The sequence below is a fragment of the Treponema sp. Marseille-Q4523 genome, from assembly GCF_016901105.1.
Lineage (GTDB): Bacteria > Spirochaetota > Spirochaetia > Treponematales > Treponemataceae > Treponema_D.
The window spans coordinates 1-22,153 of sequence record NZ_JAFEVM010000004.1; the positions used below are offsets into that span (position 1 = coordinate 1).

Annotated in this window: 20 protein-coding genes and 1 tRNA gene; 12 read left to right on the forward strand and 9 right to left on the reverse strand. The window is 51.0% G+C overall.

The window, feature by feature from the left end; translation table 11 throughout:
* The 3 genes from JSQ97_RS01795 to JSQ97_RS01805 form a co-directional block, all read left to right on the forward strand.
* On the forward strand, positions 1-373 hold a 373-nt coding region (locus JSQ97_RS01795), incomplete at its 5' end, for a hypothetical protein (protein ID WP_205074484.1).
* A 474-nt stretch (positions 374-847) separates the two neighbouring features.
* Positions 848-1,981, forward strand: a complete 1,134-nt coding sequence (locus tag JSQ97_RS01800; protein ID WP_205074485.1) for a PTS sugar transporter subunit IIC — start codon at positions 848-850, stop codon at positions 1,979-1,981.
* A gap of 79 nt (positions 1,982-2,060) precedes the next feature.
* Positions 2,061-3,668 carry a Na+/H+ antiporter NhaC family protein gene (locus JSQ97_RS01805; RefSeq protein ID WP_205074486.1) on the forward strand — a complete coding sequence of 536 codons (1,608 nt, stop codon included), beginning with the start codon at positions 2,061-2,063 and terminating at the stop codon, positions 3,666-3,668.
* 145 nt (positions 3,669-3,813) lie between these two features.
* Here JSQ97_RS01805 and JSQ97_RS01810 read toward each other — a convergent pair whose 3' ends face one another.
* On the reverse strand, positions 3,814-4,569 hold the full coding sequence (locus JSQ97_RS01810) for an NAD-dependent protein deacylase (protein ID WP_205074487.1): 756 nt from the start codon (positions 4,567-4,569) through the stop codon (positions 3,814-3,816).
* Positions 4,570-4,683: 114 nt separating this feature from the next.
* Between JSQ97_RS01810 and JSQ97_RS01815 the strand changes: the two genes are divergently transcribed.
* The 7 genes from JSQ97_RS01815 to JSQ97_RS13105 all read left to right on the forward strand — a co-directional run bounded on the left by JSQ97_RS01815 (position 4,684) and on the right by JSQ97_RS13105 (position 10,600).
* A tRNA-Ala gene (locus tag JSQ97_RS01815) sits at positions 4,684-4,757 on the forward strand.
* Positions 4,758-5,246: 489 nt separating this feature from the next.
* A complete protein-coding gene (locus JSQ97_RS01820) occupies positions 5,247-5,798 on the forward strand; it encodes an anti-sigma factor antagonist (protein ID WP_205074488.1) in 552 nt (183 codons plus the stop codon).
* A 415-nt stretch (positions 5,799-6,213) separates the two neighbouring features.
* Complete coding sequence (locus JSQ97_RS01825; RefSeq protein WP_205074489.1) at positions 6,214-7,179, forward strand: hypothetical protein; 966 nt, start codon at positions 6,214-6,216, stop codon at positions 7,177-7,179.
* 6 nt (positions 7,180-7,185) lie between these two features.
* Positions 7,186-8,988 (forward strand): hypothetical protein, encoded by a 1,803-nt coding sequence (locus JSQ97_RS01830; protein ID WP_205074490.1) that lies wholly within the window; start codon positions 7,186-7,188, stop codon positions 8,986-8,988.
* A 164-nt stretch (positions 8,989-9,152) separates the two neighbouring features.
* Positions 9,153-9,581, forward strand: a complete 429-nt coding sequence (gene rplM / locus JSQ97_RS01835; protein ID WP_187383565.1) for a 50S ribosomal protein L13 — start codon at positions 9,153-9,155, stop codon at positions 9,579-9,581.
* Between the two features lie 14 nt (positions 9,582-9,595).
* Positions 9,596-9,988 (forward strand): 30S ribosomal protein S9, encoded by a 393-nt coding sequence (gene rpsI / locus JSQ97_RS01840; RefSeq protein ID WP_187383566.1) that lies wholly within the window; start codon positions 9,596-9,598, stop codon positions 9,986-9,988.
* A 27-nt stretch (positions 9,989-10,015) separates the two neighbouring features.
* On the forward strand, positions 10,016-10,600 hold the full coding sequence (locus tag JSQ97_RS13105; RefSeq protein ID WP_205074491.1) for a regulatory protein RecX: 585 nt from the start codon (positions 10,016-10,018) through the stop codon (positions 10,598-10,600).
* A 32-nt stretch (positions 10,601-10,632) separates the two neighbouring features.
* Here JSQ97_RS13105 and JSQ97_RS01850 read toward each other — a convergent pair whose 3' ends face one another.
* Positions 10,633-11,097: a hypothetical protein gene (locus JSQ97_RS01850; RefSeq protein WP_205074492.1), complete on the reverse strand. Its 465-nt coding sequence runs from the start codon at positions 11,095-11,097 to the stop codon at positions 10,633-10,635.
* Positions 11,098-11,535: 438 nt separating this feature from the next.
* Between JSQ97_RS01850 and JSQ97_RS01855 the strand changes: the two genes are divergently transcribed.
* A complete protein-coding gene (locus tag JSQ97_RS01855) occupies positions 11,536-13,785 on the forward strand; it encodes an FAD-dependent oxidoreductase (RefSeq protein ID WP_205074493.1) in 2,250 nt (749 codons plus the stop codon).
* A gap of 211 nt (positions 13,786-13,996) precedes the next feature.
* Here JSQ97_RS01855 and JSQ97_RS01860 read toward each other — a convergent pair whose 3' ends face one another.
* The 7 genes from JSQ97_RS01860 to sdaAB form a co-directional block, all read right to left on the reverse strand.
* Positions 13,997-14,953, reverse strand: a complete 957-nt coding sequence (locus JSQ97_RS01860) for an ABC transporter ATP-binding protein (protein ID WP_205074494.1) — start codon at positions 14,951-14,953, stop codon at positions 13,997-13,999.
* A complete protein-coding gene (locus JSQ97_RS01865; RefSeq protein ID WP_187385039.1) occupies positions 14,953-15,945 on the reverse strand; it encodes an ABC transporter ATP-binding protein in 993 nt (330 codons plus the stop codon). The genes JSQ97_RS01860 and JSQ97_RS01865 overlap by 1 nt, the downstream gene beginning before the upstream one ends.
* A gap of 14 nt (positions 15,946-15,959) precedes the next feature.
* Positions 15,960-16,841, reverse strand: coding sequence for an ABC transporter permease (locus tag JSQ97_RS01870; RefSeq protein WP_205074495.1), 882 nt, complete (start codon positions 16,839-16,841; stop codon positions 15,960-15,962).
* Between the two features lie 4 nt (positions 16,842-16,845).
* On the reverse strand, positions 16,846-17,781 hold the full coding sequence (locus JSQ97_RS01875; RefSeq protein ID WP_187385037.1) for an ABC transporter permease: 936 nt from the start codon (positions 17,779-17,781) through the stop codon (positions 16,846-16,848).
* Positions 17,782-17,865: 84 nt separating this feature from the next.
* Complete coding sequence (locus tag JSQ97_RS01880) at positions 17,866-19,380, reverse strand: ABC transporter substrate-binding protein (protein ID WP_205074496.1); 1,515 nt, start codon at positions 19,378-19,380, stop codon at positions 17,866-17,868.
* A gap of 173 nt (positions 19,381-19,553) precedes the next feature.
* Positions 19,554-20,438, reverse strand: coding sequence for an L-serine ammonia-lyase, iron-sulfur-dependent, subunit alpha (sdaAA, locus tag JSQ97_RS01885; RefSeq protein ID WP_205074497.1), 885 nt, complete (start codon positions 20,436-20,438; stop codon positions 19,554-19,556).
* A gap of 3 nt (positions 20,439-20,441) precedes the next feature.
* A complete protein-coding gene (gene sdaAB / locus JSQ97_RS01890; RefSeq protein ID WP_205074498.1) occupies positions 20,442-21,110 on the reverse strand; it encodes an L-serine ammonia-lyase, iron-sulfur-dependent subunit beta in 669 nt (222 codons plus the stop codon).
* Between the two features lie 601 nt (positions 21,111-21,711).
* On the opposite strand from sdaAB, the gene JSQ97_RS01895 reads away from it, so the two are divergent.
* Positions 21,712-22,146, forward strand: coding sequence for a single-stranded DNA-binding protein (locus JSQ97_RS01895; protein ID WP_205074499.1), 435 nt, complete (start codon positions 21,712-21,714; stop codon positions 22,144-22,146).
* Positions 22,147-22,153: the final 7 nt, after the last annotated feature.

Below are 22,153 nucleotides of genomic sequence, written 5' to 3' on the forward strand. Positions count from 1 at the left end.
GGAGAGTATACATGCAAGTTCTTCGGCTACATATTTTATTATTTACAAATATGTCAATCAAGAATGGAAAGAAGTTTTGTATTCGGCTTTTTTCGGCTGGGAGGAATTCCGGTCAGATGAAAATTATACAAAAGAAGAATGGTATACTCCCAAGCCCTTTCCTTACGATTTCGTAGAATATAAAGGAAAAGTCGGTCTGAGAATCATCAGCTATGATCGACCGAAAGACTGGCCGACGCATTATCACGCTCAGTTTTGGGCGTATGACGAAAAAACGCAAAAATACGAAATGCTGGAAGAAATTTGGGAAGCGGAAGAAGACACGCCGCCCGACGGACTGATTTTTGCAGGGGCAAAAGAAGGTTTAAACTGAACGGCGCTATTTCAGATGTGCAATTTAAATCTTTCCGTTTTTTTACAACGACAAAATTACCGCGCGAACGGATGTATCGCCGTTTTTCGCAGCTCCGGTATCGCTGACGCTTGCCGTTCATGCGGAGAAGCGTTATACTTTTCAGCGCAGATGTTACGTTTGTGATAGCCTACAGCCGAATCCCTTGCGGCGGCATTACCGGCGCCCACGGCGCGCCGCGTATCAGCATCGACAAAGTATATCAATTTTTTCCAACTGTTTCACGCGCCAACTGAATGGCGAGTTTCGAACGTGAATAAAATGATGCGGAGGCGAGGTTCCGGCTGCGTGCCGTTTCGAGCGTTAGGCTTACGGAAGCGTACCCTAAAAGCTCGACCGCGGCTAAGCGGACGGGTTCTCGCCGAAAGCATACCTTTATTTAGAAATACTTTCGAAACTCGACTTTCAGCCTATTATTTTTCCTCGAGGTGTTCTATGAACAAGTACTTCAAACGGTATGTAGTCGATGCATTCGGCGGAATGTCGCTCGGCCTTTTTTCCACGCTCATCATCGGATTGATTATAAAGCAGATCGGAGGATTTTTCCCGTCCGGAGGCGATTTGGGCGGCGCAGGCGGTGCGAGCGCAAGCGTCTATGCATCTCTTGCGTATGCGGGAAGATTTTTTATGCTCACGGGACAGGTGCTCACCGTACTCACCGGAGCCGGAATCGCGTGCGGAGTCGCGCATTCGCTCGGTGCGCCGAAACTCGCTTTGTACGGAAGCATTCTCACCGGTACGATAGGCGCGTATTCCGTAAAATGCGCCGCCTATTTGAGCGCAGGGCAGGCGGCCTTTATCGCTGAAAACGGAAGCGTGCTTTTTGCGGGGCCGGGAGATCCGCTTTCAGCTTTCGCTGCGGCTTTAGTCGGTGCCGAATGCGGGAGGTTCGTCGCGGGAAAGACTAAAATCGATATCGTCGTCGTGCCTGCCGTAACCGTCATCGCAGGGGCCGCCGCCGCATTGCTCTTCGGGCCTGCCCTTGCATCCGCATCGGCAGCTCTCGGGAGCGCCATACAAAAGGCGACGGAACTCGAGCCGTTTTGGATGGGCATCGTGCTCTCCGTCGTCATGGGGATGATTTTAACACTGCCCATAAGCTCCGCGGCTATCGCGATCATACTCGGTATGACGGGGATCGCGGGAGGAGCTGCGACTGCCGGCTGCTGCGCGCAGATGATAGGTTTCGCCGTCATCAGCTTCCGCGACAACGGCTTTAACGGTTTTTTCGCGCAGGGACTCGGAACATCTATGCTGCAGATCCCGAACATCTGCAAAAATCCGTTTATATGGATTCCGCCGACTCTCGCTTCGGCGATCACCGGTCCCCTCGCTTCGTGCCTCTTTAAGATGCGCACTCTTCCTGCGGGAGCGGGTATGGGAACGAGCGGACTTGTCGGTCCGATCATGACCTTTCAAGCGATGCAGGGAGCGGAGAGCGCCGCTCTTATCATCCTAAAGATAATCGCAGTCGATGTGTTTTTTCCGGCCGTACTCGCATACGCTTTTTATGCGGCGCTTCGCGCTCGCGGCTTGATCCGTGACGGTGATATGAAACTCGACGCATAGCGGAAATCCGTACGGCAAGACATGAAAGAGCGAATATGCTAAAATAGACCATCCTGTCATATCCAATTGGAGGATCATAATGACCAGTTTCGGTATGTGGGGCATCATCCCCCCGCTTTTAACAATCGTGCTTGCCTTCGTCACTAAAGACGTGATCGTATCGCTCTTTTTCGGCATTTTGTCGGGCACGCTTATCGTCACGGGGGGCAATCCCGCCCTTGCGCTCATGCATCTCACCGATGCGCTCGCTTCTTCGCTTGCCGACGGATGGAATATCCGCATTTTCCTTTTTTGCGCGCTGCTCGGAGGCCTTGTCGGTATGCTTTCGAAAACGGGAGCCGCAGGCGCCTTCGGCAGATGGGCGTCGCTGAAATTGAAAACGAGCAAGGGATCGCTTGTCATGTCGTTTATTTTCGGATTGATAATTTTTATCGACGATTATTTCAATTCGCTTACCGTCGGTACGATCATGCGCCCGATCTGCGATAAGACGAAAATTGCGCGCGCAAAACTTGCCTACGTGCTCGATTCGACGGCGGCTCCCGTGTGCATCATCGCGCCGATTTCAAGCTGGGTCGTTACCGTCATGTCGATCGTAAAGGGTGCGGAAGGCTTCGATGCGATGCAGATGACGCCGTTCGAATTTTTTATCCGCTCCATACCGTACAACCTTTATGCGCTCGGTACGCTCGTTTTCGTACTCGTCATCATTTTAACAAAACGCGATTTCGGCCCGATGAAGTCTTCCGAAGCGCGTGCGGCACAGGGCAAACTCTTTTATGAAAGAAAGTACGGAGCGGTTGCCGGCGAAGTCGAAAACACCGTAAACGATTCGGCGAAGCCCGCCGACATGCTTTTTCCGATCATCGTCCTCATCGTGACGGCGCTGATCTTTTTTCCGGTGACGACGTGGATGAGCGCGGTCGACGGAAAATCGATTATGTCCTTTGCCGATGCCGCGAAAACGATCCCGCTCGGAGACGCATTCAAAGATACCGACGCATCGGTTGCGCTTTTTTACGCCATCATCTTTACGATCTTTGCGACGTATATTTATTATATCGCAAGAAAATTGTTGAACTTGAGCGGAGCGGGGGAAGCGCTTCGGGACGGCATCAAATCGATGATACCGGCGCTGATCATTTTGTCGATGGCGTGGACGATCGGAACGATCATCAAATCTTCGCCGTCGCACGGAGGACTCGGACTCGGCGTTTACCTTTCGGAAATCGTCGTCAAGCAGCGCTTTCCGCTTGAACTCATTCCCGTCATCGTCTTTGCGCTTTCAGCTCTCATTTCGTTTGCGACCGGTACGAGCTGGGGTACTTTCGGCATTATGATTCCGCTTGTCATGCCGATCGCGACGGGACTTGCGCAGGCGAAGGGATTGGATCAAGCATCTCTCGTGAACGCATGCATGATCTGTATCGCCGCCGTCGTCGGAGGCGCCGTGTTCGGCGATCACGCATCTCCCATTTCCGATACGACGATCCTTTCGTCCACGGGAGCGGGCTGTCCGCACCTCGAACACGTTGCGACCCAAATGCCCTACGCGGTTTTTATCGCGTTCTGTTCGGCGCTCGGATTTATCGCAGGCGGTTTTTCGATGAACATGATCGCGGCATGGCTTTCGTTCGCGCTCGTTCTCGTTATCGGCATCGTATTTTTGCCGAAAGCGATGAAATAGAGAGCGGATTGAAATCGATCGGCAAGGCTACCGATGCGCGATATGAGCATGGCGGAGTTTTTTGCGCATGCGCCGAATGTCGGCGCGTAGGGTACGTGCGGCATTCGAATCGCTTTAATAATTTTTGTTCGGTCTCTTTTTCCGTTTACGAGGTTTTTACGGCGCCGAGCACTTTTCCGATCGAATCACGGATGACGAGCGTTGCGATCGCATCGCCTCCCGTCGCGGTTTTATTGATGACGGCGAGTTTGTTTCCGCGGTAATAGTTTACGAGACTTGCCGCGGGGTAAACGACGAGAGATGTGCCGCCGATGATGAGCATGTCCGCGTCCCGTATCGCGCGGACGGCTCCTTCGATGCAGGCTCCGTCGAGACCTTCTTCGTAGAGCACGACATCGGGCTTAACGATGCCGCCGCACTTTGTACAGTGCGGTATGCCGTCGGGAGCGTTTGCGCTTTCGGCGATAAAATCGATATCGTAGGAAGCACCGCATTTCATACAGTAATTGCGCAGCGTGCTTCCGTGCAGTTCGAATACGTTTTTGCTTCCCGCCGCCTGATGCAGTCCGTCGATGTTTTGCGTGACGACGGCGCTGAGCTTTCCCGCCTTTTCGAGTTCCGCAAGTTTTTTGTGCGCCGCGTTCGGCTTTACGCCTTTGACGATGAGCTTTTCGCGGTAAAAGCGGTAAAACTCCGCGGGGTCCGCGTCGAAAAAACTCCTGCTGAGCATCTGCTCTGGAGGATATTTCCATTGTTGGTGATACAGTCCGTCCGTACTTCTGAAGTCGGGGATACCGCTTTCCGTCGAAACGCCCGCTCCTCCGAAAAATACGATAGAGCGGCTTTCGTCTATCATGCGCTGCAGTTTTGCAATCGCTTTATCGAAATCGTTCGTATTCATAGCTTAGAGTATACCGTATTTTGCAGTGCAATGTTATATGCTCTTGTCGAGGGGCACATGGCCGCATTCTTGACAGTACGGCCGAAATTTTGTTATAGTACATAAAACGAATATGGGGGTGTAGCTCACCTGGCTAGAGCGCTTGCATGGCATGCAAGAGGTAGTCGGTTCAAGTCCGATCATCTCCAAAAAAACAGAAGAGAGACGGCTATTTTACTGCGTATTAAATTTATTGAAAATTTGCAAAGAACCGACTATCGGAGTACGCGCCGAGCCGATGCGACCAATAGGCGGCAGGGATGCCGCCGGCAGCGTACGGAGGCGTCCTGAGGCAGGGGCGGGAAGCGCCTGAACGAAGGGGCGGTTCAAGTCCGATCATCTCCGAAAGTACGTGAAATTCTTACCGTCATACTTAGAAAATGGGATGTCATATTTTATGTTGATTTTTATGTCGCTTTCTGAAATCAGTTCATGGAAAGTCCTTTATGTTCATCAGAAATTACAAACTTTAAAAAGACTCTATTGAGCACCTTTCAAAACTGCAGTTTTGAAAGGCAACTTTGCCCTATTCTATCTTGGAGAACGGGTGAACAAAATTAATGTATTTGACATTATGGTGATTTTAGTGTATAGTTACAGATAAAGTTTAATGTGTATTTTGGAGATGATTAACAAGTATGACAAATAATAATACTTTGGTTCCGGGTTTTAATGATGAAAAAGACGATAGTTTGAAAATTTCTCTTGAAAAGATCGATGCGTTGAAAAGCGGATTGTGCATATATTTGAACGGTTATATCGATACGTATAATTCAAACTTTTTTCAAAAGAAAATTCAAAAAGTCGTCGATGCCGGATATATCAATTTGATTTTTAATTGTTCTTCGCTCAATTACGTTTCGTCGACGGGTATCGGCTCGTTTACCGCTTTTTTAAAATTGGTAAAGCCGAGAGGCGGCGATATCGTTCTGCTTAATATTCAGCCGAAAGTATCGGAAGTATTTCAGCTGCTCGGATTTTCTCAGTTTTTCAATATCAAAGATACGCTCGAAAATGCGCTTGCGTTTTTTAAAAACGGTCTGCCTGTCACGAGCAGCGTTTTTCCGAAAGTTTTCGCGTGTCCGGTGTGCACGAAGCGCCTCAGGGCCACGCGTGCGGGACGCTTCCGCTGTTCGGAATGCAAATCCATCCTTGCGATCGACGCGCAGGGGACGATCACACTCGGATAAGACTATGAGTCCGGCAGCTGATGCCGGTTTTTTTATTTGTGGATAATTTGTGGATAAGCCTGAGGAAAACCCGAAATATCGCACCGAACGGCGATGGATTTCCCTTCCGAGATGAAAAGACGGACAGCGGCTGTCGATAACTTTTCTAAATCATTATAATACAACAAATTATATGTTGCTTTGCGCTGTCGGTTATGTGTCGGATTACAGAGAGATAGGGCGGCAGCTCTTTGCGGGCTTTCGCCGTGTGGATAAGTTGTGGAAATCCTGTGTATCGACCTGTGGAGAAGTGCCCATATATCGAAATAAGCGCTTTATGCCGATAATCAGAAAAGGTCGAATGTCGACTTTGGAAAGTATGATCTGATAAAGTTGTGCTTTCGGAGGCGATATTTGCGGAACAGGCGGAAACAGTATGACTGAATCGGTAAAAAAATCGTTTTTGCTCATTCCCGCATATATAGGGATCGCGGTCTGTTGCATCGTTGTCGGCGAACTCGTCTACATGGTATATTTCAATACGGCTCATCTCGTCGCCGGCCGCGCGATCGAATTGTTCAACGCGTATGCGCTTGCACGCGGTTTTTTTGTCGTCGTGCCGGTCGTCATCGTTTTGTCGCCGCTGTTTTTAAGCTTATACCGTATCCGCCATTCGGGAGGAGGATTTTTGCCCGTCGCCGTCTACATCCTTTTGTGTGCGGTGACGTGGATCGTTTTTTTTCCGCTCTTTATCGAATTCAAACGAAAGGCCGAGCGATCGTTGCCCCCCGCTGCGAAAAGTACGCTCACGGCCGGATATTTCCGTCCCTATGCCGGAGAGATCGTCTATCTGCCGCACGATGTCTCATCTTGCGAAAGCAGCGCCGTCGTACTCAAAAGAGCGGGCGATGAAAACGCGGTGATTCTTACGCAGATCGATATAAACGCTATGGAAGCGGAAAGCGCGCCGTTCGACGACGTTCTCATCCGTGAAACGGTGCCGGTCTTTCCCGCATGGATCGTAAGCGGTATGGATATGATCGAGCTGCACGCGGAGCTGGCGTGGAAAAGCGGGCATTTTGCGTGGATCGGTTTTTTATCGTTTGCGCTTGCGCTCTGTTCGACGTATGCCGTTTCGTTTTGCAGCGATTGGCGTCTCGTCGGTATTTTGTACCTCCTGATAATGGACGGCGGCGTGCTGTCGTTCAACCTTTTGTATTATTCGGAATATTTCAAAGCCTTGCGGGAAGCGGGTCCTTTGCAGGCACAAGCGCTTCCGTTTTTTGCGCGATCGGGCGATCCTCTGCTCATCTGCATCAATGTAATCATCGCGATCTTGTGCATAACGGTCGGGTGCCTCGCTGCAGCCGTCCGCGCAAAGCGCCTTGCGAGGACGAGGTAAGCGCTTATGAAACGCGTGCTGCAGATTTTGATCGGCTACCTTCTCTTTTGTTTTTGCGTGTGTATGGCGTTTCGATTTTTTACAGGAACGCTGCCGCCTCTCATCGCAAAAGAACAAACGCTCTACAGACTTTACAGCGGACTCGAACTTTTTTGCCGCATCCTTCCCGCCCTCTCCGTGACGGGCTTTGTCATCGGCTACGCCGTTTCGTTCGGACGAAACCCCTCCGGCAGCGAACGGCGATTTTCCCAAGCGATGTTCCGCCGCTATAGAGGTGTCGTCGTCACATCCCTCGTGCTGTCCCTCGTGTTGACTGCGGCATTGGAAATCGGAACACCGATCTTGTCCGCCAAGCAAAAACAGCTCGAGCGGATGCCCTTCCTCGTGCAGGAATACGTCCGCGTCGGACGGCAGGTCGAACAGGCGGGCAGGGGAGCGCTTGCGTACCGTTACGCGGAGCTTGCGCTCAAAATCGATCCCGCTTCTCCGGAAGCGCTCGCTCTCTCCCGCGATACCGAAATCGCTTCCCGCGAAGCGCACGATGCCGCGCATCCTGCCCCCCCGCAGACAGCGGGCCGACCCGTGAGTGAAGAAGGCTATACGGTGCGGGAACTTCGCGCGCTCGCCGAAAAAGCGTACGCCGAAAAAAAATACTTCGATGCGCACTACTGGGCGCAAAGCGCCGTATCGATTACGACGCCGCGCGATACGAATTACACGGAGCTGCAGCGCATAGCCGCGGATGCATGGAATGCGCTTTCCTCTTCGGACTTACCCGCCGCGACCGACGAGCAAAAAATCTATGCACGAAAACTTTCCGGCTATGCGGCGCTCGCCGAAGGCGACGATCTCAAAGCGTATTATATATTCCGTACGCTTTCCCTCGAATCGCGCGAAAATGCGAACGATCCCGATGTCGCGCGCTACCTTGCGATCGCACATGCACGGCTCGACGCCGAGTATTTTTTTATCGACGAGATAATCGATGCCAAGGAATTCGAAACGGCGGGCGATGTGCATTTTTCGCTAAAAAAAGACGACGGCTCGACATCGATCGTTTACATCGAAGGTATCACTCCGGTAAAAGGATCCGGAGGTATCGTGCAATATCTTCGCGCGCTTTCTGTTTTTTCGATCGATGCGGACGGAACGTACACGGGGAGCCTATACGTACCCTATGCGAAAATGCGCCAAGTCTCTTCCGCCGATTTCGATGCGGAGACGAAGCGCTCGCTCGGCATACCCGCATCCTCTCGATTCGTTCCGTACATCCTGCTCCGATCGGTCGACAGAGATACCGAAGGAGTGACGGTTGAGCCGCGCTACCGCTCTGCTGCTTCCGACAAAAAAGACGGGGGCGATCAAATCGTATTGCCGTTATCATACGGAGATTTTTTGCTGCTCACGGAAGTTTCACGCGGTGCCGAATACATGAATATGATTTCGCTCTTTCGCTTTGTCGGAAACGGTCGCCGCTTCGGTTATTCCGACGAAGTGTTCGGGCAAGTGCTTTTGAACCGTATACTGTATCCGCTGTTTATGTTGATCCTTTTTATCTGGTTTGCGGCTTTTGCGTGGAATTACAGGATCGGCGAAACGGTTCTGTTTAAAACATCGTGGATATTCGCATTTCCGTTTTTTTCCGTACTCGCCCACGTTTTGTACGGCGCGCTCGAGCGGCTCTTTAAAATTATCAATTACGTATTCATCGGCATTGCAGGCGAGTGCTGCCTTCCGCTCGGAGCGGGCGTATATGCCGTCATATTGATAATCGTGTCTCTCGTGTTTTTGGCGCGCAGCGAGGGATAGACGCGGTGAAGCCGATACGATTATCATATTGACTAAGCGATAAAAAATAAGATACAATAAGCTTCCCCGTATTGTAAAACGACGGCTGCTCACCGTCGTTTTGTGTTCGACGGCGCGATGCATCGTTATCGGACACGCATATTTTTATTTTGTAGGATTTTATTATGGATACGATTTTTGTAAAAGCGCAGGATATAAAACGCGCATGGTACGTGATCGACGCTGCGGGTAAGCCGCTCGGTCGCGTTGCCGCAAAAGCCGCCTCACTCGCGCGCGGCAAACACAAGGCCTCGTATGCGCCGAATCAGAATACGGGCGATTACGTCGTCATCATCAACGCCGACAAAGTTGCCGTTTCCGGCGGAAAAGAGCAAAAGAAAATGTACTACAACTATACCGGTTTTGTCGGCAACCTCAAACACTTTACGTTTGAAAAACTGCTTGCCCGCCATCCGGCCGAACCGCTCGAACGCGCCATCAAAGGTATGCTTCCGCACAACCGGCTCGGCCGCGTGCTCTTCGAAAATGTAAAAGTATATGCAGGCGCGGAGCATCCGCATAAAGCGCAGAATCCTCAGCCGCTTGAAGTTTGATTAGGAGTTTCAGTATGGTAAAAAATTTGGCAATCGGTACGGGTAGAAGAAAGACTGCGGTCGCGCGTGTTTTCGTGCGTGACGGCTCGGGCAAAATCGTCATCAACGGAAAAGAGCCTAAGGATTATTTTATCACCGACGAACAGGTGCAGATCGTCCGTCGGCCGCTGCTCGTCACGTCGAACGACAACAAATACGATATACTCATCACCGTTCAGGGCGGCGGTATGAACGGACAGGCTGCGGCTTGTCTTCACGGCATTTCGCGCGCCCTCGTTCAAATCGATCAGGATTCCCGCACTGCGCTTAAAGCGAACGGCTACCTGACGCGCGATTCCCGTATGCCGGAACGCAAAAAATACGGTCAGCGCGGTGCACGCAGAAGATTCCAGTTCAGCAAGCGTTAAGCTGTGGTCGTTTCGGAAACGAAGCAGGTGTCCTCCGGTTGTATAAAAATCACGACCGAAGAAGGGCCTGCTTTTTTTATACGCAAAGCGTATTTGATACACGTTGCCCCCGAAGCGATTTCAAGCGGCAGTGTCTTTTCCGGTGAAGATGAAGAGGACATCATCGATGCGGGATTCTGTTATGCCGCGGAATCGAAAGCGCTTTCGTATTTGGCGAGGGCGGAACAGTCGCGCTTTAATTTGACGCGGAAACTCGGGGCAAAAGGTATCGAAAAGCGCCACATCGAAAAGGTGCTCGATTACCTCGAACGCGAAGGCTCTCTTTCCGATGCGCGCTTTGCACGCGCATGGCTGGATACGCGGAAAATCAATCACTTGGAAGGACGGTCGCGCCTTGCTTTGGAGCTCGCTTTTCGCGGTATAGCGCGGGAAGTCGCCGATGCGGCGCTCGACGAATTCTTTTCGGAAAATTCCGAAGACGAGAGCTGCAAAAAAGCGCTCGAAAAATGCAGGCGCCGCCGTATGCGGGAAGATAAGATTATCAATTATTTATTGCGTCACGGCTTTTCGCAAAAAACGATACGGGCGGCTGCGGACGAGAGCGAGCTTTGACGGGACGCCGCGCGGTGCGTCCCGTATTCATTTTAAACGCCGAGTTCTTCGAAGCGATAGGATTCGCTTTCAGTGTCGAACGTGTAATTGTATGACTTGCCCGTCTGTACTGTGATTTCCTGTTTACTCGGAGCATACGTCGTCGTAACGCTTCGGTAGAAAAAGCCGGGGCGCGTTTTTGAAAATGACGATTCGACGATATGCGTTCCCGGCGCGACAAAAAATCCGTTTATCATTTTTTCCGTAAAGAAAATCGGTTTTTCGCCGTCGACGGATATGATCTGTATCCGGTGCATAAGTTTTTTTATAATCGAATTGTTTTTTCCGATGTATACTTTCGCCGCATCAGGATGTGCTTCGAGCCAGTTCTGCTTTCTTCGGCTGTCGCCTTTGAGCCTGAAAAACATATACGCCGCATAGACGATGATCCCGATCGGGATAATGATAAAATAATATACGTGACCGATATTATTTGCATTGGAAAGAGCGCTGTCCATAATATTCTCCTTGGTATTAATAAATTTCGGTTTTTTAAACTCGAAATATTCCTGCCGTCCTGTATTCGGAGCGGTTATTTGTTTTGACTTTCCGTGATAGTGGTCAGTTTGGTGACGGGGTCGCCGTCGATACCCAAATCGCTTAACAATTTTTCGAACTGAGCGATACCGATAAGTTCGCAGTTTACGGTCGTCTCGTTTTCTCCCTGCCGCGTCAGGTAGAGCGTACATTCCGTTTCACCGTATCCGCCTCAAAAAATTATGTAGGGGTGATAATATGATTAGTTTTATCCTTTTGTCAATCGCTTTTTCAATATGTATCGGTTTGAGATTGTCAATTATCTTCTGGACAAAAATATGCGGAAAACATATAATATTTGCGCATAAAAATGCGTTTCGGCGTATGATTTTGGCAGAGCTATTATTTAGGAGGCATATATGAAAGTATCGGACAATCGCGTTTTGTCGAAAATTGCGATTTTATCTGTGTGTGCGGCTATGATGCTCGCTGTGGGCTGCGGCAGCGGCACGAAAGTCAAATGGGACTACCAAGCGGACGTCGTCATCATCGGAGCCGGCGGCGCGGGTTTGCCCGCGGGACTCAAAGCGATCGAAGACGGCGCATCCGTTTTGTTCGTTGAAACGAACTGGGATGTCGGCGGACACGCGGCGGTGAGCGAAGGCCAGCTTCACTCGGGCGGCAGCACGGTTTCTCAAAAAGAATGGGCTATCGAAGATTCGGCCGACCTGTACTACTACGATCATACCAGAGGTCAAGCGGTCGATTCGCGCTTTAACGAATTTTCCCAAGTGCGTTCCGTTGCGAACAGCATGGCAAAAGCATACGACTTTATCTTAAAGAACGGCGTTAAAGTATTGGAAATCGAACCGATGGTTCGCAACTACTATCGCGACGGCGGATCGGATCCGGACAGCGTCGGACGCATGACGTACTCCGACAGCGGCGAATGGAAAAACGAATACACCGGCACGACGGCTGCAGGCGTTGCGGTCACCCGCCCGCTTGAAAAATCGGTTCGCGAAAAAGGTGCGAAATTCCTTTTGAACTATCACATGGACAAAATCTACCGCGAAAACGGTCAGTCGGGAAAAGTGCTCGGCGTGCAGGCTCACTATACGCCCCACGTTCTTCCGGGCGAAAGCACCCCTCTTACAAGCCTTATGACCGACGGCAATATCGCAAGCACGAAAGAAACGCTGAACATCAAAGCGAACAAAGCCGTTATCATCGCAACGGGCGGTTCGACCGGCAACGTGCAATTCCGCACGATGTTCGACCCGCGCCTCGGCCCCGAATACGACGGACTGGGCGGTATGCCCTTCTCCGATCAGGATGCGTCCGGCGAAATCGCCGCAATGGAAATAGGGGCCGCTCTTATGTCGCTTTCGTCCTATCAAATGACCGAAGGCGGCGCGCAGATGAAAGCTCCGAACCGCATCGGCTGCCAGTACGGCTACGGCCGCGGCTTTATGAGAGACAGCAAGATTTGGAAGCTTTCGAGAGCGACCGGTATTGAAATGGATCTCAACAGCATGATCGTGGTAAATATGCTCGGTCAGCGCTTTGCGAACGAAGACGATTACCGCGGAGTATTCCCCGGCCCCGAATATCAGCGCTTTTTTAACAGCGCCGCATCGAGCGTATTTATCGACGCGGATGGTGACGGAAATGCCGAATGCTACGGCGGTCCGGTATGGGCGATCGTAGACGATGCGGCCGCAAAACGTAACGACTGGGTCATGGAACAGGGCGTTCTCGACTTCGACGGCGGCTATGCGTTCAAAGCGGACACGCTTGAAGAACTCGCACAAAAAGTCGTCAACAAATACTACGAAAACATCAAGATGGATCCCAAAACCCTCGTCGACACGGTCAACCGCTACAATTCGTTTGTCGCGGCCGGAAAAGACAGCGATTGGGGAAAAACCACGCTTCAAAACCAAATCAAAACCGGACCTTTCTACGCGCTGTGGGCTGTATCGAACATCCACGATACGCTTGCAGGTTTGCGCGTTGACGACAAAATGCAGGTTGTCGATTTGCACGGAAAACTCATTCCGAATCTCTTCTGCGCGGGCGAATCCGCCGGCGGTATGAGAGTGCACGGACTCGGTCGCGTTATCACGGCGGGCTATATCGCCGGCCGCTCGGCCGCTTCCGTCGATAAAGACGGATTTGCGACGGCGAGTACGGCTCTCGATCCCGCATTTGCAGGAGCCGAAACGAACTACAAGACGAAGACCGACAAAGCTTCGTACTTTTCGCTCCGCGGTTCCACGCGCGCAACGAAAACGCAGTCCGAAAAAGAAGCCGAATTGAAGGCGATCGCAGCCGGTCAAAAAACGACTGCAGCATCCGGCTCCATCTTCAACTATACGAGCATGTCGGGAGCCGCGAACAACACCTTTACGGGCGCATCCGACAAGGGTATGGGCGGAACGGTTCGCGTACAGATCACCGTTAAGGGCGGCAAGATGACGGACATCAAAGTGATCAAACACTCAGAAACGCCCGGCATCGGCCCCGAAGCGATCGCGAAGTTGACCGAGCAGGCGCTCCAAAAACAGAGCGCGAACCTCGATACGGTTTCCGGCGCGACGATGACGTCGACCGCTTTCAAAGAAGCGCTCGCGACGGCTATGAAAAAAGCCGGTTTAATAAAATAAATTTTTAAACATTGACTTTACGGCCGCATATCGTGCGGCGCAAACGATATACGGCGGTTCCGATTCGTTCGGCCGCCGTATTTTTTTATACGAAACGGTTGGAAGATATCAGGTTTTGAAAAAATCGTGTAGAAAACACGACATTGAATCCGATATGAACATACCCCGACGCGAGAGTGTCGGGGTATCGTGTTTGAAGCGGATTGCGATTTCAGCGGATGCAGCTGCAGGCGACAAAATGATTCGGTGCGATTTCTTTGAGCTCCGGATTTTTTGTGCGGCAAAGCTCTTCGTCGCATTCGTCGCAGCGTTTTAAAAACCGGCATTCGTCGGGCAAGTTGACGGGACTCGTAACTTCCCCGCGGATCAAACGGCGCTGCACTCTTTCTTTCGTCACTTTCGGAATCGGGATGGCGGAGAGGAGGGCTTTTGTGTACGGATGCGTCGGGGATGCGAATATATCGTCCGACGAAGCCTTTTCCACGAGCTGTCCCAAATACATGACGGCGATATCGTCCGAAAAATATTTGACGACGGCGAGATTGTGCGTGATGAAAATATACGTCAGTCCCAAATCTTTCTGCAGTTTTTTCAAAAGATTCAAAATCTGCGCCTGAATGGAAACGTCGAGCGCGCTCACCGGCTCGTCGCAGATGATGAGCTTCGGCTTTACCGCAAGGGCGCGCGCGATTCCGATACGCTGACGCCTGCCGCCGTCGAGTTCGTGCGGATAACTGTTCATAAGGCGGCTCGCCAAACCGACGGTTTCCATAAGCTCAAGGGTGCGCTCTTCGATAGCAGCTTTGCCTCGTATGAGTTTGTGTTCGATGATCGGTTCGGCGATGAGCTGCGAAACCGTCTGGCGCGGGTCGAGGCTTGAAAACGGATCCTGAAAAATCATCTGCATCCGCGTGCGCAGGGGGCGCATTTTACGGCGGCTGTATTTCGTAATATCTTCTCCGTCGAAGATGATTTTGCCGCCGCTCGGTTCGATGAGTTTCAAAATGACGCGGCCGGTTGTGGATTTTCCGCAGCCGGACTCTCCTACGATGCCGAGCGTTTTTCCTTCTTCGAGTTTGAAATTGACTCCGTCGACCGCGTGGAGCTGACCTGAGGGAGTCGCAAAGTATTTTGTAAGATTTTGCACTTCGAGCAATGTTTTTGCCATTATTTTGTCCCCCGCAATTTGAATCCGGCTCTGTCATACGCCGTACAGGCTACGTAATGCGTTCCGTGAATACATCGCATACCGGGAACGGCTGCGGAACAGCTTTCCGTCGCATACGGACAGCGCGGAGAAAAAGCGCAGCCCGCAGGGAGATTCGTCGGATCGGGCATCATGCCTTTAATCGGCACGAGCTCTTCGCCCCGCTGCTTTAAGTTCGGAAGCGAATCGAATAAGCCTTCGGTATACGGATGTGCGGTTTCATTGAAGATTTCCCATGCGCTGCCCGTTTCAACGATGCGCCCCGCATACATGACCGCAACGTTATCGCAGATTTCCGCAACGACACCCAAATCGTGGGTGATCAAAACCATGGACATGCCGAGTTTTCGGATCAGGTCGCGGATCAATTCCAAAACCTGCGCTTGAATGGTGACGTCAAGGGCAGTCGTCGGTTCGTCGGCGAGGAGCAGCTGAGGATTGCACGCGAGCGCTATGGCGATGATCACGCGTTGCTTCATGCCGCCCGAAAATTGATGCGGATAATCGTATGCGCGCGATTCGGCGATCCCCACGAGCTTCAGCATTTCTTTCGCTTTTTCAAACGCCGCTTTTTTATTGATTTTTTCATGCAGCATATACACTTGCGCAATCTGTTCGCCTACGGTCATGACGGGATTCAATGCCGTCATCGGATCCTGGAAGATCATGGCGACGTCGGTGCCGCGCATCTTTTCCAGTTCTTCCTGTTTCATCGCAAGAACGTCTTTGCCGTTGATGCTCACGGAACCGCTCACGATTTTTCCCGGAGGAGTCGGAATGAGGCGGAGTATGGAAAGCGCGGTCGTCGTTTTTCCCGCACCCGTTTCGCCGACGAGTCCGAGCGTTTGCTTTTTTTCCAATGAAAAGCTCAGCCCGTTTACCGCTTCGACGCAGCCGTCGTCGGTTTCATAATGTACAATAAGATCTTTTACTTCAAGAACAGTTTCGGACATAGTTTACACTCGTATTATTTTTTCATTTTCGGATCAAGCGCATCGCGCAAGCCGTCGCCCAAAAGATTCAACGCCAAAACGGTAAGCATTATCGCGATGCCCGGCGTTACGCACATATAACCTGCAACCCGCACGTATTTCCGCCCTTCGGAAAGCATCGCACCCCATTCGGGCGCGGGAGACGGTACTCCGATTCCGAGAAACGAAAGCGAAGATGCCGCGATGATCGTCGTGCCGATGAGCAAAGTTACCTGAACGATTATCGGCGAAAGGCAATTCGGAAGAATGTGCTTGATAATTATTTTCCACGTCGGAAGACCGAGTTCGTAAGCGGCTTCGACATACTGCTGGTCGCGGATCGTCATGACGGCTGCCCGTGCGATTCGCGTAAAGCTCGTCGCACACGTAAAACACAGCGCGATCAAAAGATTTACCGTACTCGTTCCGAGCAGCGACACGATGACGACGGCGATCATGATATTCGGAATCGAATAAAAAACGTCGACGATGCGCATGATGATCTGATCGATCATACCGCCGTAAAAACCCGCGACGGCTCCGAGCGTAATTCCGATAACGAGTCCTATGGAGACGGCTCCGACACCGATCATAAGAGAATAGCGAGCGCCGTAGAGAATGCGCGCAAAGATGTCTCTTCCCAAATTGTCGGTACCGAACCAGTGCTGCATCGACGGTTTTTGGAGGGCATTGTTGACGTTGATGGCGATGATGTCGTTGTCGTAATCGTAGATATAACCTGCGGCAAAGGAAACCGCGACGAGGGTGATCAAAAATATCATTCCGATGACGGCGCCTTTGTTTTTCAAAAGGCGATGCCATGTCTGCTGTAAAAGCGAGCGGCTTTTTACCGTTTCCTTTTTTTTATTGATTGACATGTTGTTATCCCTTTTTAGCGTACTGAGCTTTGATGCGCGGATCGAAAAAAGCGTAGATAAGATCGATGACGAGGTTCACTACGACCATGAGTACGCACGACATGATGATCGCGCCGGTGACCATCGGCGTGTCGCGCTTGGAAATGGAATCCACGATCAAGCGGCCTATACCCGGCCATGAGAATACCGTTTCCGCAAGAACGGAACCGGTGAGCGCATTTGAAAGCTGCATACCGATAACCGTGATGATCGGGATGAGTGCGTTGCGTAAGCCGTGCTGAAAGATGACGTTTTTTTCACCGGCGCCTTTTGCGCGGGCGGTCGTCATATAATCCTGGCGGATAACGTCGAGCATGGCGCTTCTCGTCGTTCTGGTAATGAGTGCGGCAAAGCCCAAACCGACGGTGACGGCCGGCAGTACGAGCGTATTGAGTCCGCCTTTACCTCCGGAAGGAAACCATTGCAGACGGACGGAAAACAAAAGGATGAGCATGAGCGCGAGCCAAAAATTCGGCATCGAAACGCCGAATAAAGCGAAGACCATGCCTCCGGTGTCTTTCCACGTGTTTTGATGAATGGCGGTATAAATCCCCAGAGGAACGGCGAGCAGCGTTGCGATTAAAACCGCGGAAAAGGCGAGTTGAAGCGTATTCGGCAAGCGCTCCATATACGTTTTGAATACGTCTTTTTTCGTAACGTAGCTCTTTCCCAAATCCCCTTTGCATATACCGAGCATATATTTCCCGTAGCGGACGATAAGCGGATCTTTTAAGCCGAGCTCCATCCGGATCTGATCGAGCTGCGCTTCGGTTGCGTTTTCGGGAGCGATCGTAAGCGCGGGATCTCCGCCCGTCATATTCATGGCAAAGTAAATGATAAAAGAAGTTGCCAAAATTGCGGGAAACATGAGGAGAATTCTTTTTATGATATATTTCAGCATTCTAAAATACTCCGTCTGTATTGATAAGAATGACGACACCCGCGGACTTTTGCCGGAGGTGTCGTCTGAAAGCGGTAATGAAAATTATTGTTTTATATAAGCGTTAAACCATTCGTGGTCGCCGCCTGAGCGGAAGAAGGGCATAACAAGATTTTTATTGTAGGCAATGACGAGGTTTGCAATATAGAGCGGAACCTGCGGACATGCATTGACGAGATAGGTTTGCAGCTCTTTGCTGTCGGCCGCTCTCTGATCGGCGTCTTTGTCTTTGAGCACTTTATCGACGAGAACGTCCGCCGCTTTGTCCGAATAGTGATGGAAGTTCGAGCCGCTTCCGGTATAGAAGAGATCGCGGTATACGCAGTCCGGGCGGATCGTTTCGTTCCATCTCCACAAGAACATATCCTGCGTTCCGGCTTTGCACGTCGCTTTGAGCGTCGCATCTTCCATCGTTTTGATTTCCGCGTTTATGCCGATCACTTTCAGATTGTACTGGATGACTTGCGCAATCGCCATATACGGCGAAGAGTTCGCGATCGTAAGCGTCGTATCGAAACCGCCGGCAAAACCCGCTTCCGCAAGCAGTTTTTTCGCGCGCTCCACATCGTAGCCGAAGCCCGGCATATCGTCGTAAAATCCCCACAGTCCGCGGTTCAGTATGGTCGTCTGCGGCGTTCCTTTGCCTTTGACCGCCGCCTGCATGACGGATTCGCGGTCGATTGCGCACGCGATCGCCTGGCGCAGTTTTTGATTATCGAAAGGCTTTTTGGAGCAGTTGACGCCGAAATAGAACAGACGAGTGCCGGCCTGTTCGTGGACGGTGATGTTCGGCGATCCTTTGAGAATGTCGAGTTCGTTGATGGGCGGATCGATGCACACGTCGATTTCACCGTTTTGCAGCGCGATGATGCGGCTTGAAGATTCGAGCAGCGGTCTGAACGTGATGCGTTCTGCGATTCCGGGATTGTCGCCCCAGTATTTTTCATTTTTGACGAAGGTCGAATATTCGCCTTCCACCCATTTATCGAATATATATTGTCCGGAACCGATGAGCCACGGTTCTTTCATGCCGCTGTCGTAGGCGGCTTTCGATTGGATGCCGAACGGGATAAACGTGAGATTCATAAGATAGTCGTTCGAATAGTCGCTCATGTTCATGCGCACGGTGTAGTCGTCGATGACATCCGTCGAAGTGAGTCCCGTAAGATTCGATCCGACGGGATTGGTGAGCGCCATGTCGTACGTGAACTTGACATCCTTTGCCGTCAGCGGCGTGCCGTCCGAAAAACAGGCGTTGTGAACGAGAGCGATTTCGATCGTATGATCGTCGATCCATTTTGCTTCGGTTGCGAGGCAGGGGATGCGGCGGTTTTGTTCGTCGAGTTGAAAAAGTCCCTGATGCGTCAATTTCAGACAGATATTGTTGATTTGATCGGCCTGCTTTTGAAGATTGAGATTGTTGATATCGACTGCCGAACCGATGATCAGCTCTTCCTTATGACCTGAGCCTGCAGTTTCCGAGCCCTTTTTTGCGCTCGGCTTTCCGCAGGAAGCCAAAAAAAGCGACGCAAATAGAATAAAACCGACAATCCTTTTCATGTGTGATCCTCCAATTTTTTACACATAGGTATAGATTTGATAAGCGCTATGGTCGTTTGATAACGAATAGTATCTATCGGCTGAGAGCGTTTATAAAATATAATGATACCACATCAATATTTATTTGTCAAAAAAAATTATAATAAAATTAGAATATATTCATTTTCAAAAAATCAATCTTTTCCGAATACCTTTTCTTTTAATTTTTGTGCGGTGGGAGTTGCTGCAAGCCCCCCGAGCGATGTCTCGCGCAGAGAAGAGGGCAGGGCTTCTCCGACTTGGCGCATCGCAAAAATGCATTCGTCGGCCGGGATTTCCGATGCGATGCCGGCGAGGGCCATATCGGCGGCGGAAAATGCGATCATGAGTCCGGCCGCATTGCGTTTGATGCACGGAATTTCGACGAGGCCCGCTACCGGATCGCACACGAGACCGAGCTGATTGGAAATGGCAATGCCGCACGCATCGGCGCATTGTGAAGGCATGCCGCGCTGCAACTCGACAAGGGCTGCGGCTGCGATCGCGGCGGCGCTTCCGCATTCCGCCTGACAGCCGCCTTCGGCGCCGGCGATGTTCGCTTCGTTCGCTATGACCATGCCGAAAGCGCCTGCGGTAAAAAGCGACATGACGACGGCGCGGCGGTCGATTTTTTTATCTTCATACATGGAAATCAAGCAGCCCGGAAGGATGCCGCAGCTGCCGGCGGTGGGAGACGCGACGATTTTACCCATAGAGGCGTTGCAGCCTGAAACCGCCAAAGCCCGGCTCAGAGCGCGCGTCATAAACGAACCGCACAGCCCGCCGCCTGAAACTTCGGCATAGTGCAGCATTTTATAGCCTTCGCCGCCGGTCAAGCCCGACATCGATTTTTGATTTTTTTCCTGTCCGTATTGTACGGCTTCGATCATCACTTGAAAGCTCTGATCCATTTTTTCATACAATGCTTCGGGAGTGCTTTCCATGTCCGCAGCCTGATCGGCGATGACGATTTCGCTTATCGTTTTGTTTTGCGCCTGTGCGGCTTCCGTCAATTCTGAAATCGATTTATATGCCAACATAGTTTAAATCGCCTTTATCAATAAAATGTGTATCACATTCGGAATGTGTTTGATATCTTCCGTGAGGCCGTCCGGGATCTGTCCGTCGACTTCGATCGTCATGAGAGCAGGCCCGCCTTTGAAAGACCGCGTCAGTTTAAAGTTGCCGATATTCATCGTTTTGTATTCTTCGAACATGAGATTCGTAACGGCGGCGACCAGTCCCGGCTTGTCGTAATGCAAAACCAAAAGCGTATTATTTTCGCCTGAAAAATCGACTTTCATATCGTTTATCCGCGTTATGCGGATATTACCGCCACCGATACTCGATCCCTGCACGATAATTTTTTTTCCGTCTTTTGCGGTTATGGAAATGCGTGCCGTATTCGGATGCGTGTCGGGTATGTCGATAGGAACGATTTCGTAGCGGATGTGTTTCCGCTCGGCGATCGCAAACGCGTCTCTGATTTCCGGAGAATCGCTGTCAAAACCCATGATCCCCGCAAGCAGCGCTCTGTCCGTGCCGTGCCCCGCATAGGTTTTCGCGAAGGAGCCGGAAAGTTCGACGGTGATTTCCGCCGGGTCGGCACCTTCGAGGATTTTATGTGCGACGCGCCCGATGCGCACCGCTCCGGCTGTATGCGAACTTGACGGCCCTATCATTACAGGCCCGATGATATGAAAGACGTTCATAGTTGTACCGAATCGGAATACTAGCATTACGGAACATTAAAATCAATTACAGGGGAACTTCATCCACGGAAATCAATTTTTACCTAAAAAGGTCGAATGTCAAAAGGGTACCTTATATATCGCCCGTAAAGTAACAAAATTTTGCAAAAATCCGTCATCTTTTGTCGTAAAAAACTCCGAAAATGAAAAATTTCCGCGATATATAGCATGTACGCTGCGTGCAAAAAAGCGTTTGCCGGCCGGCACTATACGCTTGGGCACCTCAAGAAAATCGACCGAGTTTTCAAGAAGTGCCCGCTTGATTTTGAAACGGGAGATACGGTTTGAGATCGGTATGACAGGAGGAATGATAAAAAGCACCGTCTGAAATATCGCCGTCGCTTTTTATCTCGAGTTTGCGCGGATGTTTGCAGAAAACGTGTATATACATCGTTTTGATAAAAATTATATGAATACAATACACTTTATTTTGCAAACTCGATTATTTAACATGTGCGCCGCTTGAAACTTCGCGCTTACGCGCTCGTTGCGAGGCTCGCGCACGGCTAAAAACTTTTTCGGAAGTTGCAACTTCCTGCAAAAGTTTTTATGGGAGTTTTTTATGAATCAATTAAATTCGATCATTCTCGAAGGGAACATCACGCGCGATGTCGTATTTAAAGAAACGCCGCACGGATGCAAAGTGTGTACGATCCCGCTCGCGGTAAATCGCTGGTACAAAAGCGGCGACGGCAGGGGTGTCGAAGAAGTTTCATATTTCGATGTTGAAGCGTTCGGTAAGATGGCCGAATACTGCGAAAAACGCGTTACAAAAGGAAGAGGGCTGCGCGTCGTCGGCAGGCTGAAGCAGAGCCGCTGGAAAGGAGCGGACGGAAAGAATGTGAGCCGCGTAACGATCATAGCGGAACATATCGAATTCAAACCGCAAGTCGGAAGAAGGGGCGATTCGGATGCGGAGCTTGCAGGTATAGCGGAAGCGACCGCGGCGTCGGCGGAAGAATTCGATCGCATGGATGCCGAAGAAGCCGTGTTCTGAAAAAACA

What these genes read in the sequence shown, in the direction of transcription:
- JSQ97_RS01800 (WP_205074485.1), top strand. Translation starts at nt 848, where the DNA reads ATGAACAAGTACTTCAAACGGTATGTAGTCGATGCATTCGGCGGAATG.
- JSQ97_RS01805 (WP_205074486.1), top strand. Translation starts at nt 2,061, where the DNA reads ATGACCAGTTTCGGTATGTGGGGCATCATCCCCCCGCTTTTAACAATC.
- JSQ97_RS01810 (WP_205074487.1), bottom strand. Translation starts at nt 4,569, where the DNA reads ATGAATACGAACGATTTCGATAAAGCGATTGCAAAACTGCAGCGCATG.
- JSQ97_RS01820 (WP_205074488.1), top strand. Translation starts at nt 5,247, where the DNA reads ATGACAAATAATAATACTTTGGTTCCGGGTTTTAATGATGAAAAAGAC.
- JSQ97_RS01825 (WP_205074489.1), top strand. Translation starts at nt 6,214, where the DNA reads ATGACTGAATCGGTAAAAAAATCGTTTTTGCTCATTCCCGCATATATA.
- JSQ97_RS01830 (WP_205074490.1), top strand. Translation starts at nt 7,186, where the DNA reads ATGAAACGCGTGCTGCAGATTTTGATCGGCTACCTTCTCTTTTGTTTT.
- rplM (WP_187383565.1), top strand. Translation starts at nt 9,153, where the DNA reads ATGGATACGATTTTTGTAAAAGCGCAGGATATAAAACGCGCATGGTAC.
- rpsI (WP_187383566.1), top strand. Translation starts at nt 9,596, where the DNA reads ATGGTAAAAAATTTGGCAATCGGTACGGGTAGAAGAAAGACTGCGGTC.
- JSQ97_RS01850 (WP_205074492.1), bottom strand. Translation starts at nt 11,097, where the DNA reads ATGGACAGCGCTCTTTCCAATGCAAATAATATCGGTCACGTATATTAT.
- JSQ97_RS01855 (WP_205074493.1), top strand. Translation starts at nt 11,536, where the DNA reads ATGAAAGTATCGGACAATCGCGTTTTGTCGAAAATTGCGATTTTATCT.
- JSQ97_RS01860 (WP_205074494.1), bottom strand. Translation starts at nt 14,953, where the DNA reads ATGGCAAAAACATTGCTCGAAGTGCAAAATCTTACAAAATACTTTGCG.
- JSQ97_RS01865 (WP_187385039.1), bottom strand. Translation starts at nt 15,945, where the DNA reads ATGTCCGAAACTGTTCTTGAAGTAAAAGATCTTATTGTACATTATGAA.
- JSQ97_RS01870 (WP_205074495.1), bottom strand. Translation starts at nt 16,841, where the DNA reads ATGTCAATCAATAAAAAAAAGGAAACGGTAAAAAGCCGCTCGCTTTTA.
- JSQ97_RS01875 (WP_187385037.1), bottom strand. Translation starts at nt 17,781, where the DNA reads ATGCTGAAATATATCATAAAAAGAATTCTCCTCATGTTTCCCGCAATT.
- JSQ97_RS01880 (WP_205074496.1), bottom strand. Translation starts at nt 19,380, where the DNA reads ATGAAAAGGATTGTCGGTTTTATTCTATTTGCGTCGCTTTTTTTGGCT.
- sdaAA (WP_205074497.1), bottom strand. Translation starts at nt 20,438, where the DNA reads ATGTTGGCATATAAATCGATTTCAGAATTGACGGAAGCCGCACAGGCG.
- sdaAB (WP_205074498.1), bottom strand. Translation starts at nt 21,110, where the DNA reads ATGAACGTCTTTCATATCATCGGGCCTGTAATGATAGGGCCGTCAAGT.
- JSQ97_RS01895 (WP_205074499.1), top strand. Translation starts at nt 21,712, where the DNA reads ATGAATCAATTAAATTCGATCATTCTCGAAGGGAACATCACGCGCGAT.